Source organism: Streptomyces sp. GD-15H, from assembly GCF_045291515.1.
Taxonomy (GTDB): domain Bacteria; phylum Actinomycetota; class Actinomycetes; order Streptomycetales; family Streptomycetaceae; genus Streptomyces.
Genome location: NZ_CP149447.1, coordinates 5,358,268 through 5,374,226, shown reverse-complemented (window position 1 = coordinate 5,374,226; position 15,959 = coordinate 5,358,268). Strand labels below are relative to the sequence as shown.

Here is a 15,959-nt window from a genome sequence, read left to right as displayed (position 1 = left end):
GAAGGGGCGCACGGCCGGTTGACCGTACGCCCCTTCTTGGCAAGAGTCACACCTTCAGATACTTGCGCAACGCGAAGAAAGCGGCCAGGGCCGGCATCAGCAGACTGGTGGCGAGGATCAGCGGAAGCTTCGTCAGCACCGCGTCCCAGCCGATGAAGTTGATCAGATTCAGCTTCTCCGACAGCGCCAGCCCGTTGTCGATGATGAAGTACCGGCCGACCAGCAGGAATCCGCAGGCGAGGGTGCCGCCGATGAGTCCGGCGACCGCGGCCTCCATGATGAACGGCGCCTGGATGTAGAAGCCCGAGGCGCCGACCAGCCGCATGATCCCGGTCTCGCGCCGCCGGCTGAACGCCGAGACGCGCACCGTGTTGACGATCAGCATCAGGGCGACGACCAGCATGAGCGCCATCACCGCGCGGGCGGCCCAGTTCATGCCGTTCAGCAGCCCGAAGAGGTTGTCCAGGATGCCCTTCTGGTCCTGCACCGACTGCACCCCGTCCCGCCCGTCGAAGGCGGTCGCGACGACCTGGTACTTCTCCGGGTCCTTCAGCTTGATGCGGTACGACTCCTGCATCTGGTCCGGCGTCAGGGAGCTGGCCAGCGGGGAGTCGCCGAACTGTTCCTTGTAGTGCTTGTACGCCGCGTCCTGGGACTCGTAGGTGACCGAGTCGACGACCGACATCTTCTCCAGGTCGCCCTCGATCTGCCCCTTCTGGTCCTCGGTCACCGCGCCCTTGGCGCAGTTGGGGTCGGACTCGGCGTCGCTCTTGTTGCACAGGAAGATGGAGACGTTGACCTTGTCGTACCAGTAGCCCTTCATGCTGGTGACCTGGTCGCTCATCAGGAGCGACCCGCCGAACAGGGCGAGCGACAGGGCGACGGAGACGACGACGGCGAAGGTCATCGTCAGATTGCGGCGGAGACCGACACCGATCTCCGACAGAACGAACTGGGCGCGCATGGCGGGGGTTAAGCCTTTCCGTTCCTCGTCAGTGCTGGTAGCCGTAGACGCCGCGTGCCTGGTCGCGGACGAGGCGGCCCTTCTCCAGCTCGATGACGCGCTTGCGCATCTGGTCCACGATGTTCTGGTCGTGCGTCGCCATCACCACGGTGGTGCCCGTCCGGTTGATGCGGTCGAGCAGCTTCATGATGCCCACCGAGGTCTGCGGGTCGAGGTTGCCGGTGGGCTCGTCGCAGATGAGCAGCTTGGGCCGGTTGACGAAGGCCCGGGCGATGGCGACGCGCTGCTGCTCACCGCCGGAGAGCTCACCGGGCATCCGGTCCTCCTTGCCGCCGAGCCCGACGAGGTCGAGCACCTGCGGCACGGACTTGCGGATCTCGCCCCGGGTCTTGCCGATGACCTCCTGCGCGAAGGCGACGTTCTCGGCGACCGTCTTGTTGGGCAGCAGGCGGAAGTCCTGGAACACCGTCCCCAGCTGGCGCCGGACCTGCGGCACCTTCCAGTTGGAGACGCGCGCGAGGTCCTTGCCCAGGACGTGCACCTGACCGTGGCTGGCCCGCTCCTCGCGGAGGATCAGTCGCAGGAAGGTGGACTTGCCGGAGCCCGAGGACCCCACGAGGAACACGAACTCGCCCTTCTCGACCTCCAGGGAGACATCTCGGAGGGCTGGACGGTCCTGCTTGGGGTAGGCCTTGGAGACGTTGTCGAATCGGATCACGGTGCACCACGGGTCGCCGGGGGTAGATGTGCGTGACCTTACGCGAAGCGGAAGCCCGACCGCAGTCACCGGAGTGAGTTGCGTGACACTTGCGCGCTTTGTGCCGAATGTACGGCGGGCCCGGAGGCGGGGGCGCGGGCGGGAGCACGGTGGGGCGGGGCAGGATACGGGGGGCCGCGCCGATTTCCGGGGAACCTGGCACAGTGGTAGGGGAACGTTTGCGTCGTCGCGGGCGTTGTACTGACTGGAACCGGTGCGTGAAGGGAGAGCGGATGACGTACGACCGGCTGGTGTGCGCCAACTGCGCCGCACCCGTGAGCGAGGGTCGCTGCCCGGTGTGCCGCGCGAATCGCGAACGGTTGCAGCAGGTGAACTTCTTCGCGGGCCTGAACCCCATGACGCTGATCGCGCTGCTGGCGGTCCTGGTCGCGGCGGTGGCGCTGCTCGCCCACCAGACCGCCTGACCGCCTGACACGGACGGCCCGCGGCGGACCGTCCGGCGTGGATCCACCATCCGGCACGCATCCGCTCTCCGGCATCCGGCACGGAGAATTCCGAGCACGCCCGAGGGGCCCGGAGCGCATATGCGCTCCGGGCCCCTCGGGCTGTGTCCCTGCCCCGCGTACGGTGCGTACGCGCGTCGTCAGCGTCAGGCGGTGGCGCCGCCACCGCCGGCCATGAGGCGCGGCAGCACGCGGAAGCCGATGCCGCCGGCGATCATCGTGGCGGCGCCGATCACCAGGAAGGTCATCTCGGCGGCGCCGGTCTCGGCGAGCTCCTGGCCGTTGCCCTGGGCCAACGTGGCGGGCGCTTCGCCCGTGTCGGTCAGGGCCGAGGAGCCCTGCTCCTGGGTGGAGGGGCCGGAGCCGCCGGCGGGGTCGGCGGCGTTGCCGCCACCGTTGCCCCCGCCGTTGCCCGGGGTGCTCGGGTCCGTCGTGGGGTCCTCGACCGGGTCCGGCTCGACCGGGTCCGGCACAACCGGGTCCGGCACAACCGGGTCCGGCACAACCGGGTCCGGCACAACCGGGTCCGGCACAACCGGGTCCGGCACAACCGGGTCCGGCACAACCGGGTCCGGCACGACCGGGTCCGGCTCGGTCGGAATGGTGGGCTCGGCCGGGTCCTCGTCATCGAGGTTCGCGCTGATACCGAGGTTGACGCCCTCTTCGCTCACCCCGGCGTTCCCGGTGAGGTCGAGGGCGGAAGCCGCGCCGGCGGCGGTCAGCGAGGCGCCGGCCGCGATCACGGCACCGGCCGCGATCCGTGCGACACGGATGCGGGTCTTCTTGGTCATCTGGTTGCTACCCCCAGTAGCTCATCGTCAATGAGGCGGCGCTCGGGGCCGTGATCAACGGGGGTGACTGCGATGAAACGCCCCCCGGTTCACATGCGCCCCAGAGATACGCATGCCGCGCCTCACCCTTCCCACTTTTCAAATGAACGTCAAGGTCGTTGCGTACGCGATGTCCACGTACGCGCGCTTTGCCGCACATCGAAGCTGTGAGTGTGACGTAAAACCCCGACATCCCGGCACGGGAAAGGCAACTGCCGCCCCGGGGGCGGCAGTTGCCTTGTCGACAAAGCCCTGCTGGCGCGGGGTCACTTCTCCCGCTGCTTGCGCCAGCGAATTCCGGCCTCCAGGAAGCCGTCGATCTCGCCGTTGAACACGGCCTCGGGGTTGCCGACTTCCTGCTCCGTGCGCAGGTCCTTGACCATCTGATAGGGGTGCAGCACGTACGAACGCATCTGGTTGCCCCAGGAGTTGCCGCCGTCGCCCTTGAGGGCGTCCATCTTGGCCTGCTCCTCCTGGCGGCGCCGCTCCAGCAACTTGGCCTGGAGGACGTTCATCGCGGTGGCGCGGTTCTGGATCTGGGAGCGCTCGTTCTGGCAGGAGACCACGATGCCGGTCGGGATGTGCGTGATGCGCACCGCGGAGTCGGTGGTGTTGACGCCCTGGCCGCCGGGGCCCGAGGAACGGTAGACGTCGACGCGCAGCTCGCTCTCGTCGATGTCGACGTGGTCGGCCTTCTCGACGACGGGGAGCACCTCGACGCCCGCGAACGAGGTCTGGCGCGGCCCTGGTTGTCGAAGGGCGAGATGCGCACCAGGCGGTGCGTGCCCTGCTCGACCGAGAGGGTGCCGTAGGCGTAGGGCGCCTGCACGGCGAAGGTGGTCGACTTGATGCCGGCCTCCTCCGCGTACGACGTCTCGTAGATCTCGGTCTTGTAGCCGCGCTGCTCGGCCCAGCGCAGGTACATCCGCTGGAGCTTCTCGGCGAAGTCGGCGGCGTCGACGCCACCGGCCTCCGCGCGGATGTTGACGAGCGCCTCACGGGCGTCGTACTCACCGGACAGGAGGGTACGGACCTCCATCTCGTCGAGCGCCTTGCGGACGCCCGTGAGTTCGGCCTCGGCCTCCGCGCGGGTGTCCGGATCGTCCTCCTCCTCGGCCATCTCGAAGAGAACGGCGAGATCGTCGATCCGTCCGCGCAGCGTCTCCGCCTTCCTGACCTCGGCCTGGAGGTGGGAGAGCTTGCTGGTGATCTTCTGCGCCGCCTCCGGGTCGTCCCACAGTGAGGGCGCGGCCGCCTGCTCCTCGAGCACGGCGATGTCTGCCCTCATCCTGTCGAGGTCCAGAACGGCCTCGATCGACTCCATGGTCGAGGAGAGGGACTTGAGCTCTTCGGATACATCGACGACTGCCACCCCCCCAGCGTAACGGCTCCCCCGGGCCCCCCACACCGAACGCCGGAGCCGGAATCCCTTCCGGCGGCGTCAGTGCTGGTCACGCGAGGGGCGGGAGCGGGTCAGGGGGTGGCGGGGGCCGAGTTGTTGGTGTCCTGGGGGTGCGTTCCCGGCCCGTCGTCCGAGGTGGCCAGCCAGGCGCCGGCGCCCACCGCGGCCAGCAGGGTCACCGCCAGTGCGGCCAGGGTCAGCCGGCGCCGGCGGGCGAGCGCGCGGTTGCGGGCCGAACCGGGACGGCGGGCGCCGCTCGCGCGGGGGGCGCGGGCCGTGCCGCGGGCGCCGCCGGCCAGTTCGTCGGGGGTCGGCACCCGCATCGAGGTGTGGGTGTCCCGGTTGGAGTCGGCCGGCTTCGCGCCCGGCACCAGCGGGACCGCGCCGCGCCGCCGCACGGGCACCCCGGTGCCCGGCGCCGGACCGGAGGCCAGGGAGTCCTCAGGTCCGGGACTCTCCGGCTCCACCGGCTCGGTGTCCGGCTCGTCCACGTCCAGCGGCGGCATCCCCGCCAGCATCGGCAGCAGCTCCCGCAGCCGTGTCCCCAGCTCCGAGGCCCGCAGCCGCGAGGCCGGCGCCTTGGCCAGGCACTGCACGAGCAGCTGCCACAGCTCGTCGGGGATGCCGGGGAGCGGGACCACCGACTCGGTGACATGACGGCGCAGCACCGCCCCGGGGTGTCCGCCGCCGAACGGCGTGAAGCCCGCGAGCAGCTCGTACAGGACCGTGGCGAGCGCGTAGATGTCGACCGACGCGCGCGGCGGCAGGCCCTCCACGATCTCCGGCGCCAGATAGTCCGGCGTCCCGATGATCTTCGTGGCCCGGGTGCGGCGCGGGGTGTCGATGAGCTTGGCCACGCCGAAGTCGGTCAGCAGGGCGCGGTGCGAGCCGCCGGGGCCGAGCGGGCCCTGCATGTCCAGCAGCACGTTCTCCGGTTTGACGTCCCGGTGCACGACCCCCGCCGCGTGCGCCGCCGCCAGGCCGTCCGCGATGTCGGCAACGATCGCCACCGCGGCCTCCGGCGCGAGCCTGCGCTCCCGGTCGAGCCGGGTGCGCAGGTCCGTGCCGCGGACCAGGTCCATGACCAGGGCGAGATCGTTGCCGTCGACCACCATGTCGCGCACCGAGACGACGTGCGGGTGTTCCAGGCCGAGCAGCGCCGTCCGCTCCCGCACGAAGCGCCCGACGAGCTCCTGGTCGGAGGAGAGGTCCTCGCGCAGCAGCTTGATCGCGACGGGCCCCCGCGGCCCCTCGCCGAGCCACACCGTGCCGGCGCTGCCCCGACCGAGGATCTGGTGGGCGGTGTACCGGCTGCCGATCTTCCGTGCCAAGACTGCTCCTACCGACGCGTGTTGCCGCCAAAGCTACGCGCCTCGAAAGCCGACGTTCACCGGGGACGCCGAATTCACCCGCCGGTTGTCGACACGTCAGCAAACAAGCCGGAACCGCCCCCGGACGGGGCGGACTGCTACGGCGCCTCGGGCCCGCCCAGGTCCTGGACCCAGTCCGTCGCCGTGCCGAACCAGTGGGTGAGCTGGTCCCAGTAGCCCTTGCCGCTGCCGATCCAGTCCTGCAGCGGGCTCAGCTCCCAGATCAGCCAGCTCACCACGAACAGGATGATGATCGTGAACAGGCAGCCCTTCAGGCAGCCGAGACCGGGGATGCGCATCGGGTTGGCGCTGCGCTGCCGCTGCCGGGGCTCACGCGCGGGACGCCGCGGCTCCGGCGGCGGGGTGTACCGCTGCGGCTCCGGCTGCCGCGGTCGCTGCGGCGGTGGCGGGGCGTACTGCTGCGGCTGCTGGTACGGCTGCGACTGCCGGCCGTGGCCGGGAGCGGGCTGGGGCTGCGGCCGGGCGACCTGCCGCTGGGGGCGGCGGCGCAACGGGTCCTCGCCCGGGTCGAGGTACTGGACCTGCGTCTGCTCGTTGCGGTCGCGGGCCGCGCGCAGCTGGTTCTGCCAGGGGTGCGGGTCGTCGGGGCCGCCCGGTCCCTGACCGGGCGGCCCCGGGGGCATGACGGCGGTCGGGTCGGCGGCGCCGGAGGGCCCACCGGTGTGGGCACCGGTCTGCGGCAGGACGCTGGTGGCGCCGTTGGGGTCGTACGCGTCCCCGGTGTGCGGCAGCACCTGCGTCGGGGCGGCGGCACCGGGCGCGCCCGGTGTGCCGGGCACGGGGGCGGGCGCCGGGTCGGGCATGAGGAGCACTCCGACGTTCTCCGCGGCGGCGATCTGCGCGGAGTTCACGTGCACGCCGACCCCGTCGGCGACGACGCGCAGGCCGCGCGCGAGGTTCTCGGCGCTGGGCCGCTCGTCGGGGTCCTTGCGCAGACAGCGCTCGATGACCGTCCACAGCGGGTCCGGGACCGTGGAGGGGCGGCGCGGTTCGGCGCTCAGGTGCTGGTGCAGCACCTCCAGGGCGGAGTCGCCGGAGAACGGCGGGCGGCCGGTGACCAGCTCGTACAGCAGGATGCCGGCGCCGTAGATGTCGACGGCGGAGGTCTGCGGGCGGCCCTCGGCGGACTCGGGCGCGATGTACGCGGGCGTGCCGACGAACTCGTGGGTGCGGGTCAGGCCCGGGGAGTCGGCCAGCCGGGCGATGCCGAAGTCGGTCAGCATCGGGTGCATCTCGCCGCCGTCCTGCTTGAGCAGGACGTTGGCGGGCTTCAGGTCCCGATGCACCACGCCGTCGGCGTGGCTGGCGGCGAGCGCGTCGGAGATCTGGGCGGTCAGCAGCGCGGCGGCGACGGGTGTGAGAGGGCCGTTCTCCCGCAGATAGCGGTGCAGGTCGGGGCCTTCGACGAGGTCCATGACCAGGGCCAGCAGATCGCCCTCGACGACCAGGTCGCGGATCCGGACGATGTTGGGGTGGGTCAGCCTGAGCAGGACGGAGCGCTCCCGCAGGAACCGCGTCACGATGTCCGCGTCGTTCGCGAGCTCCTCCTTGAGGACCTTGATCGCGACGGTCTCACCCGGCTGGCCGGGCACCGCCGCCTCGGTCCCCGCGGTCTCCCTCTGACGGGCCCGCCAGACGGTGCCCGTGGCACCGCGTCCGATCTGCTCCTCGAGCAGGTACTTGCTCCCTACCGGCCGCACGTCATGCGCTCCCTGCTGCTTGCTTGGCTGGCGTACACCGTGGTTCGTCGTACCGCGGAACGGAAATGCTCCGCCCCACTGTAGTGCCGCCCCACGGGACACCGGCCTGTCGACTTCGACGTCTTCCCGTCCTCTTTCCGTCCTCTTTCCGTCCTCTTTCCGCCCTCCGCGGTCCCTCCGTGGGCACTGCGGGGCTCCACACGGGCCCCGCAGGTGCTCCCCGTGTGCCCTGCGCGGGTTCCACGTGGGTTCTACGTACCGGTTCCCGTCCGCGTTCGACGAAAGACGCTCGACTCGGCCCGTTTGGTTGCCGGACACCGGACGCGACCGATCTCAAGTGGCGCTGAGACGATCATCCACGACGCATTTGTCAGGCACTTTTGAGGGCAGAGCCGACCAATCAAGATCATTCGCTGCCGGGCGGCGGGCATGTTGTCGGTGTCAGGTGCGAGGATGCCTGCAGTACTGGCCGTACGTGCGCGTGTGGTGGTGGGGGAAGTCCGCGGTGGGGGACCGCGGGGCCGCTTCGTCCCCCTGTGCCGCGGGCGCCCGCGCAGAAGGGACCGCTCACGGCGATGCAGATCCGGCTGACCGTCGTAGACCCGCTGGGCCCGCCCTCCCCCGCGCGGGGCCACGTGGTCGTCACCGCCCCCGCCGGTACGGCCCTGGCGGCGGTGGCCGCCGCACTGGTCTCCGCGGTGTCCGGCGGCGACGGGGGATCCGGCTCCTCCTCGGGTGCCCCGGTGCTGTACGCCGGTGACCAGCGGCTGGACGTCCAGCGCTGCACCCTCGGCGAGCCTCCGCTGATCGACGGCGCGGTGCTGGCCGTGGGCGCCCCGGGCGAACCCGAGCCGCATCCCGAGCTGGACGACACCCCGACCAGGCTCCATGTCGTCGCCGGTCCCGACGCGGGCGGCGTCCACCTGCTGCACGGCGGCGAGATCCGCATCGGCCGCTCGGCCGACGCCGATGTGCCGCTCGACGACCCGGACGTCTCCCGATTGCACTGCACGGTGACGGTCGGCCCGGACGGCAGGGTCTCGGTCGCCGACCTCGGTTCCACGAACGGCACGACCCTGGACGGCCGGCGGGTGGGGCCCCGCCCGGTCGGTCTGGCACCGGGCGCGCTGCTGCGGATCGGCGAGTCGGTCCTGCGGCTCACCCCGGCCGCCGGACCGGCGGCCCGCGCGCGGACGACCCCGGACGGCGAGGGGCACGTACGCGTGCCGGGCCCCCGCGCGGGCGACGGCAGTGGCAGCGGTGGTGGCCACGGCAGCGGGGAGCCGGCCGGGGCAGGGGCGTCGACGGCCGGGCCGTTGCCGGGGACGGGGACGCCGGCGTCGGGGCACACGCGCATGCCGGCCGCACATCCGCCGCCTCCGAGTCGGCCGACCCAACACGGCTACGGTTCCGCGCCCTGGGCCACCTCCTCCGACCCGCACGCACCCGCTCCGGACGCCCCCGGGGCGGGCGCGGGGGAACGCCCGCCGGTCCCCGGCCAGGGCGGCGCACCGGGGGTCGAGAACCGCGAGGCGGACACCTTTGGTCCCGGCAGGCGCACGGTGCACCTCGCTCCCCGGGGCGAGATGCCGCGGGTCCCCAAGGGTCGCCGGGTGTCGCAGCCGAGGCCCGCCGACGGCGACCCGGACACCGGGCACTCGGGCGACACGTACGGCAGGACGCGCGGCGGGGCGACCGCAGAGCACCCAGCGCCCCCGGTTCCCCCCACCGGGGCCACCCGCTCGGGCACCGGCGGCCCCGGGGTCCCTCCTCCCACCCGCCGTAAGGGCACCCCGCTGCGCGGCACCGACCTGGACGGCGCCGGACTCACGCAGCAGCCTCCCGGCGGCCGCAGGCGCGGCGGACTCTCCGCGTGGGCGCGGCGGCTGACCGGAGGACGTCAGGGGCCGGAGACCGCCGGGGCGGCCGGGTCCGGTGAGGAGGCGGCCGGCGCCGTCCCGCCCGGACCGGCCGTGACCGCACCCGGCCCACCCGAGACCTGGCCCGACCCCGCCACCCTGCTGCTGACCGCGCTGGGCCCCGGCCCCCGGCTGTGGGAGCGCGGGCCCGGCCATCCGGAGACCCTCGCGATACGCCTCGGCACGGCCGACCGGGCGGTGCCCGGCGGCTCGGGCCTGCTGCCCGCCGTACCGGTGACCTCGGGACTGCGCGAGGTGGGCTCGCTGGGCCTGGCCGGTCCGCGCGAGCGGCTCACCGGGCTGGCCCGCGCGGTGCTGGCCCAGCTCGCCGCGCTGCACTCCCCCGACGCCCTGGAGATCGTCCTGATCACCGCGGACCGCTCCCGCACCCTGGAGGAGCGGACCGCCGAATGGGCCTGGCTGGGCTGGCTGCCGCACGTACGCCCGGGGCACGGCCAGGACTGCCGACTGCTCCTCGCCCACGACCGCGAACAGGCCGCGGCCCGCACCGAGGAACTGCTGCGCCGCCTGGAGGACCACGACCACGCGGCGCGGACCTCGCCCACCCGACCGGCCCCGACCGGCCGGTCGGACGTGCCTGCCCCGCTCATCCCGGAGCAGCCCCGGCCCACCGACGCCGACCGGGGCGAGCGGCGGCGTCCGTCCTGGGCCGGGGGCGCCGGAGCCGGCCCGGCGGACGGCTTCGCCGGGCCGTACACCGTGGTCGTCGTGGACGGCGACCCCGGGGACCCCGAGGTGCGCGACGCGGTGGTGCGGCTGGCCGTGGAGGGGCCGCGGGCCGGGATCCACCTGGTGTGTCTCGCCGAGACGTCCGCCGCCTCCGCCACGTTCCCGGTCACGCAGACGTACGAGGCGGCCTGCGCGGTGACGCCGGCGTTCCGGGAGTGCGGCGCCGTCGCCCTGCTCAGCGGGGACGTGGCGACCACCCTGCGGCTGCTGCGGGTGGCCGCCACCGGTACGGGGACGCCGCCGGGTCCGGTCGGTCACGGCACGGTCGCCACGGTCGACGCGGTCTCCCCGGCGTGGGCCGAGCGGTTCGCGCGGGCGCTGGCACCGCTGCGCACGGAGGGCGTCCCCGGCGCGGTGCACGCGCGCGTGTCGGCGCCGCTGCCCCCGTCGTCGCGGCTGCTGGACGAGCTGGGGCTGGCCCGCGCCACCCCGGCCTCGCTGATGGCCCGCTGGGCGGACGCGGCCGACGACACGGAGAGCATCGGTGGCCGGGTGTCCGCGGTGCTGGGTGCCGGTCCGCGCGGCCCGGTCTCCGCCGACCTGGCGGCCGAGGGGCCCCATCTGCTGGTGGAGGGGCCCTCCGGCAGTGGCCGTACCGAACTGCTCCGGGCCGTCGTCGCTTCCCTGGCCGCGGCCGAACGCCCGGACCGGCTGGGCGTCGTCCTGGTGGACGGCCGGTGTGCCGCCGCGGCGGGCGGCGGACCGGGCGACGGCCTGCGCGTGTGTACGGACGTACCGCATGTCACCACGCATCTCAGCGCCAACGACCCGGTGCGGATGCGGGAGTTCGCCCAGTCACTGAGCGCCGAGCTGAAGCGGCGTGCCGAACTGCTCGGCCGGTCGGACTTCGTGGAGTGGCACACCGGGCGTGAGCTGTCGGACCGTATGGTCGCCCAGCGCACGGCCGCGCCCCGCGGCCAGGAGGCCGACGGCGGCGAGCACTCCGGGGACCTGGACACCCCGCCCAGTTCGACGCTGCGGCTGCGGTCCGGGGCCGCGCGGCGCAGGACGGAGGCCCCGCCACCGCTGCCCCGGCTGGTGGTGGTCGTGGACGACCTGGACGCGCTGGTCTCCCCCGCGCTCGGCTCGCCGGGGCGGCCCGCCGCCGGGTCGGTGCTGCGGGCGCTGGAGGCGGTCGCGCGGGACGGCGAGCGGCTGGGCGTACACCTGGTGGCCGCCACCGGCCCCTGCGCCCGGACAGCGGAGACCGAGCCGGCGAAGCGGGCGACCCTGCGCGTGACGCTCGACCCGCCCGCGCCGGGCGGCCGTGGGGACGCCTCCCCGTTCGAGCGGAGCCGGGACAACGGGGGAGAACCGGCGCCGGGACGGGGGCAGTTGGCCCACGCGGACGGCACGGTGACCGCGCTCCAGGGCGGGCGGGTGACCGGCCGCATCCCGCGCACGGCGACGCTGCGGCCCACGGTCGTGCCGCTGGAGTGGCACCGCATGGGCGATCCGCCGGCCCGCCGCCCGGTACGGGAACTCGGCAACGGCCCGACCGACCTCGCGCTGCTCGCCAGCGCGCTGGAACGCGCGGCCCGCCAGGTCTCGGCCACCGAGGTGCCGTCCCTGCTCTGACCTGACCGCGCGTCAGCCGGCTGCGCGTCAGCCGACCTCGCATCCTCCCTGCGCAACGGACGTACGCGCATGGGGAGATGACGCGTCAGTCCCGCGCGTCAGCCGCCACGCAGCACGGGCGCAGTCCGCCCCGGCATGCTCCGATCCGGCATCCCGCGGTCCCGGAGAGTCACGACGCGGTCACAATCCCGGACTTGACACACGACGCGCTCTTGCCGCTCCCGTCCTCCCGGGCGTACACAGAGCGCACGGGACAGCGCTCGACGTTCGACGAGGTACGAAGAACGGGGCAGTGATGCGCAGGACGAGCAGAATCATCCGGATACGCAGGTCGCCCGGCACACCCAAGGCAACGACAACTCCCCGCGCCCGCAGGGCCGCGAGGGCCTCCGCCGCCGTCGTCGCGGGTGTCCTCGTGGTCTCGCTCACCGCGTGCGGAGGGGACGACGACGGCGGCACCGACGACGGCGCGGGCGGCAACGCCGACGAGACCGCGGCCACCGTCACGCTTCCCCGGCTGGACGGCGAGAGCCTCGAGGTCGCCGCCGTGTGGACCGGCACCGAACAGGCCAACTTCAAGAAGGTTCTGGCGGAGTTCGAGAAGCGCACCGGCGCGAAGGTGACCTTCGTTCCCGCCCAGGATCCCCTCGTCAACTTCCTCGGCTCGAAGATCGCGGGCGGCGCCCCGCCGGACGTGGCGCTGCTGCCGCAGCCGGGCGCCATCAAGCAGGCCGTCGACAAGGGCTGGGCCAAGCCGCTCGGCGCCGAGGCGACCAAGGAGCTCGGCGAGAACTACTCGCAGGGCTGGCAGGACATCGGCAAGGTCGACGGCAAGCAGTACGGCGTCTACTACAAGGCCGCCAACAAGTCGCTCATCTGGTACAACGCCCAGGTCTTCGGGAACGCGGGAGCGGCCGAGCCCAAGACCTGGGACGAGCTGCTCACCGCCGCGCAGGCGGTGTACGACTCCGGTGTCACCCCGTTCTCGGTCGGCGGCGCCGACGGCTGGACGCTGACCGACTGGTTCGAGAACGTCTATCTGTCCCAGGCCGGACCGGAGAAGTACGACCAGTTGGCCCAGCACGAGATCAAGTGGACGGACCCGTCCGTCAAGGAGGCGCTGACCACTCTCGCCGAGATCTGGGGCAAGAAGGACTACGTCGCGGGCGGCCCGTCCGGCGCGCTGCAGACGGAGTTCCCGGCCTCGGTGACGCAGACCTTCACCGGCGGCGACCAGCCCAAGGCGGGCATGGTCTACGAGGGCGACTTCGTGCAGGTCAACATCAGTGAGACCGAGGCGAAGGTGGGCACGGACGCGAAAGTGTTCCCGTTCCCGGCCGTCGGCGACACCGCGCCGGTGGTCTCCGGCGGCGACGCGGCCGTGATCCTCGAGGACTCGAAGGCGGCGCAGGCGCTGGCCACCTTCCTGGCCTCCCCGGACGCGGCGGCGATCCAGGCGAAGCTGGGCGGCTTCCTCTCGCCGAACAAGGGCATCGACCCGTCGACGTACCCGAACGCCGTGCAGAAGAAGATCGCCGAGGCGCTGATCGCATCCGGTGACGACTTCCGCTTCGACATGTCCGACCAGGCCCCGCAGGCGTTCGGCGGCACTCCCGGCAAGGGCGAGTGGAAGGCGCTGCAGGACTTCCTGAAGAACCCGAAGGACATCGCGGGGACGCAAGCCCGGTTGGAGGCCGACGCGGCCGCGGCGTACGGGAACTGATCCGGCGATGGCGTCGGACACGGCGGCAGGGGTCCCCGAGGCTCCTGCCGCTCCCAAGTCGCGCAGGAGCGTCACCGGCACCCGCAAAACCGTCGCGGCGCTGTTCCTGCTGCCCGCGCTGCTGCTGCTCGGTGCGCTCGTGGTCTACCCGATCGGGTACTCCGTCCTCCGCAGCTTCTACGACCAGTCCGGCGACGGCTTCGCCGGATTCGACAACTACCAGGCTCTGTTCACGAACAACGGCATCCGCACCGCCCTGAAGAACAATGTCGTCTGGGTGGTGTTCGCACCGACGGTCGCGACCGCGCTCGGTCTGATCTTCGCGGTGCTGACCGAACGGATCCGCTGGGGCACGGCGTTCAAGCTGGTCGTCTTCATGCCGATGGCGATCTCCATGCTCGCGGCGGGCATCATCTTCCGCCTGGTGTACGACCAGGACCCGGACAAGGGCGTCGCGAACGCGGTGTGGGTGGGAGTGCACGACACCTTCGCCGAGTCGTCGGCGTACCCGAAGGCGCACCCGGGCCGCGAGTCGCCGCTGGAGGCGGCCGGCGGGGCGCCTTCGTCACCAAGGGGACGGTGAGCGTCGGAGACACCGTCGCGCTGCCGCTGGTCGGCGTCGCCCCGGACCTGATCCCGGACGACGCCGACCGGGCGGCCGCGCCGAAGCCGGAACCGGACCGGATCACCGGCACGACCTGGCAGGACTTCACCCGCGGCAAGGGCGTCGGCACGCTGAACGGCGTCGACGCCGACGAGTGGGGCTACCCCGGCATGAGGATCGAGGCGGTCAGGGACGGCACGGTGGTGGAGACGGCCACGGCGGGAGCCGACGGCACGTTCTCCCTGTCGTCCGAGGCGGACGGGGCACGACTCCGGCTTCCGGCAAGCAACTTCGAGGAGCCGTACAACGGCCTGGACTGGCTGGGCCCGTCGCTGGTCACGCCCGCCGTCATCGGCTCGTACATCTGGATGTGGGCGGGCTTCGCGATGGTGCTGATCGCGGCCGGGCTCGCGGGCATGCCCCGGGAGCTGCTGGAGGCCGCGCGGGTCGACGGCGCCAACGAGTGGCAGGTGTTCAGACGGGTCACGGTGCCCCTGCTGGCACCGGTGCTCGCGGTCGTCACCGTCACCCTGATGATCAATGTGCTGAAGGTGTTCGACCTGGTCTTCATCATCGCCCCCGGCTCCTCCCAGGACGACGCCAACGTCCTCGCGCTGGAGCTGTACCGCAAGGGCTTCTCCGAGGACCAGCCGGGCATCGCCAGCGCGATCGCGGTGTTCCTGCTGCTCCTGGTGATCCCGGTGATGTGGTTCAACGTGCGGCGGCTGAGGCGGGAGGTCAGGCGATGAGCCCACGTCTGCTCGAGGAGCGTCCTCCGGGCTCCCGTCCGCTCGCCTCCCGGCTCGGCGACCGGGTCGGCGGGGGACTGGTCCGGGCGTTCCTGATCGTCGTCGGACTGTTCTGGCTGGTCCCGACGATCGGGTTGCTGCTGGCCAGCCTGCGCACCCCCGGGGACATGGCCGCCGACGGCTGGTGGACGGTGTTCACCGAGCCCTCGCAGCTCACCTTCGACGCCTACGAGACCCTGTTGAAGAACGACGACATCACCGGCTCCCTGCTGAACACGGCGTACATCACCGTCCCGGCGACGGTCCTGGTGGTGGTGATCGGTTCGCTCGCCGGATACGCCTTCGCGTGGATGGAGTTCCCGGGCCGGGACTGGTGGTTCCTCGGCGTGGTGGGGCTGCTGGTGGTTCCGGTACAGGTGGCGCTGATCCCGATCGCCGAACTCTTCGGCAGCCTCGGCATCTTCGGCTCACTGGTCGGCGTGGTGCTGTTCCATGTCGGCTTCGGTCTGCCGTTCGCGGTGTTCCTGCTGCGGAACTTCTTCGCGGAGGTCCCGAAGGAGCTGCTGGAGGCGGCCCGGCTGGACGGCGCGGGTGAACTGCGCCTGTTCGCCCGGGTCGTGATGCCGCTGGCCGGGCCGGCGATCGCCTCGCTGGGCATCTTCCAGTTCCTGTGGGTGTGGAACGACATGCTGGTCGCGCTGATCTTCACGGACTCCGGGAGCCAGCCGATCACGGTCGCCCTGCAGACTCAGGTACGGCAGTTCGGCAACAACATCGACGTGCTGGCGCCGGGCGCGTTCCTCTCGATGGTGGTCCCGCTGGCCGTGTTCTTCGCCTTCCAGCGGCAGTTCGTCTCCGGCGTGATGGCGGGCGCCGTGAAGTGAGCTGTCCGGAGACCGGGTGGGAGGGACGGATCCGGGGCTCCGCACGAGTGCCCCGGGTCCGTTCCTCCGTGTGACGGGCGTCCCCCGGATGCCGCACACGGCGTGACCCGGGCGGCCCGGTGGCCGTTCCCGGGCCGAACACCCGCGCCGACCGTTGGATGCCCCTTGCCCAGGTTCCGAGTCACCGTCCCCGCACGCCCGGTCCAGGCGTCCTCGTCGCACCGGGTCCGGGTGGGCACGCCCG

General features: G+C 72.4%; 10 protein-coding genes and 1 pseudogene. 5 read left to right on the top strand and 6 right to left on the bottom strand.

Annotated elements, in window-relative coordinates:
* Positions 1-46: 46 nt before the first annotated feature.
* Together ftsX and ftsE are read right to left on the bottom strand one after the other, a co-directional pair.
* Positions 47-964 carry a permease-like cell division protein FtsX gene (gene ftsX, locus WJ438_RS25445; protein ID WP_406727297.1) on the bottom strand — a complete coding sequence of 306 codons (918 nt, stop codon included), beginning with the start codon at positions 962-964 and terminating at the stop codon, positions 47-49.
* A gap of 28 nt (positions 965-992) precedes the next feature.
* Positions 993-1,682 (bottom strand): cell division ATP-binding protein FtsE, encoded by a 690-nt coding sequence (gene ftsE, locus WJ438_RS25440; protein WP_406727296.1) that lies wholly within the window; start codon positions 1,680-1,682, stop codon positions 993-995.
* A 272-nt stretch (positions 1,683-1,954) separates the two neighbouring features.
* Here ftsE and WJ438_RS25435 point away from each other — a divergent pair, with 272 nt between their 5' ends.
* Positions 1,955-2,146 carry a hypothetical protein gene (locus WJ438_RS25435; protein ID WP_406727295.1) on the top strand — a complete coding sequence of 64 codons (192 nt, stop codon included), beginning with the start codon at positions 1,955-1,957 and terminating at the stop codon, positions 2,144-2,146.
* A gap of 185 nt (positions 2,147-2,331) precedes the next feature.
* On the opposite strand, the gene WJ438_RS25430 is transcribed toward WJ438_RS25435, so the two are convergent.
* The 4 genes from WJ438_RS25430 to WJ438_RS25415 all read right to left on the bottom strand — a co-directional run bounded on the left by WJ438_RS25430 (position 2,332) and on the right by WJ438_RS25415 (position 7,508).
* Complete coding sequence (locus WJ438_RS25430; RefSeq protein WP_406727294.1) at positions 2,332-2,976, bottom strand: hypothetical protein; 645 nt, start codon at positions 2,974-2,976, stop codon at positions 2,332-2,334.
* A gap of 305 nt (positions 2,977-3,281) precedes the next feature.
* Positions 3,282-4,387, bottom strand: a protein-coding gene (prfB, locus tag WJ438_RS25425) for a peptide chain release factor 2 (protein WP_406727293.1) whose coding sequence is annotated in 2 segments (ribosomal slippage) — positions 3,282-3,757 and positions 3,757-4,387 — 1,107 coding nt in all. Because the reading frame shifts where the segments join, the coding sequence is not laid out codon by codon here.
* Between the two features lie 101 nt (positions 4,388-4,488).
* Entirely contained in the window at positions 4,489-5,748 is a 1,260-nt protein-coding gene (locus WJ438_RS25420) for a serine/threonine-protein kinase (protein ID WP_406727292.1), read from the bottom strand.
* A 137-nt stretch (positions 5,749-5,885) separates the two neighbouring features.
* Positions 5,886-7,508, bottom strand: a complete 1,623-nt coding sequence (locus tag WJ438_RS25415) for a serine/threonine-protein kinase (RefSeq protein ID WP_406727291.1) — start codon at positions 7,506-7,508, stop codon at positions 5,886-5,888.
* Positions 7,509-8,083: 575 nt separating this feature from the next.
* On the opposite strand from WJ438_RS25415, the gene WJ438_RS25410 reads away from it, so the two are divergent.
* The 4 genes and pseudogenes from WJ438_RS25410 to WJ438_RS25395 all read left to right on the top strand — a co-directional run bounded on the left by WJ438_RS25410 (position 8,084) and on the right by WJ438_RS25395 (position 15,715).
* A complete protein-coding gene (locus WJ438_RS25410) occupies positions 8,084-11,755 on the top strand; it encodes an FHA domain-containing protein (RefSeq protein ID WP_406727290.1) in 3,672 nt (1,223 codons plus the stop codon).
* 295 nt (positions 11,756-12,050) lie between these two features.
* Positions 12,051-13,478 (top strand): ABC transporter substrate-binding protein, encoded by a 1,428-nt coding sequence (locus WJ438_RS25405; protein WP_406727289.1) that lies wholly within the window; start codon positions 12,051-12,053, stop codon positions 13,476-13,478.
* 7 nt (positions 13,479-13,485) lie between these two features.
* Positions 13,486-14,831: pseudogene (locus WJ438_RS25400) on the top strand (carbohydrate ABC transporter permease).
* The gene (locus tag WJ438_RS25395; protein WP_406727288.1) at positions 14,828-15,715 is read left to right on the top strand and encodes a carbohydrate ABC transporter permease; all 888 of its coding nucleotides are present in this window, start codon (positions 14,828-14,830) and stop codon (positions 15,713-15,715) included. Before WJ438_RS25400 ends, WJ438_RS25395 begins: the two are co-directional and overlap by 4 nt.
* Positions 15,716-15,959: the final 244 nt, after the last annotated feature.